Genomic DNA, 451 nt, shown 5'->3' with positions numbered 1-451 from the left:
GGGCCGATCTGGATGAGCGAGAACGACAAGGCCCGCCAGCGGGCGGCCGACGAACTGACCGCGGGCGGCGTGATGGCCTTCGGCCTGTCCGAGCGCGCGCACGGCGCCGACGTGTACTCCACCGACATGCTGCTCACCCCGGCCGCCGGCGACGACGCGTCGGGCGACGACGCGGTCGCGTTCCGGGCGACGGGGGACAAGTACTACATCGGCAACGGCAACGTGGCGGGCATGGTGTCGGTGTTCGGACGCCGCACCGACGTCGAGGGCCCCGAGGGCTACGTCTTCTTCGTCGCGGACAGCCGGCACCCGAACTACCGGCTGATCGACAACGTCATCCACGGTCAGATGTACGTGAGTACCTTCCGGCTCGAGGACTACCCGGTCCGCGAGGAGGACATCCTGCACACCGGGGTGCAGGCGTTCGAGGCCGCGCTCAACACCGTCAACG

At 69.4% G+C, this 451-nt stretch carries 1 pseudogene; it reads left to right on the top strand.

Annotated features, from left to right (window positions below):
• Positions 1–12: 12 nt before the first annotated feature.
• Positions 13–451 (top strand): annotated as a pseudogene (locus AC1DYG_RS19750) (acyl-CoA dehydrogenase); the annotation flags it as partial.

Source organism: Pedococcus sp. P1_H8 (assembly GCF_056405175.1).
This window is presented reverse-complemented; position numbering and strand designations above follow the sequence as displayed.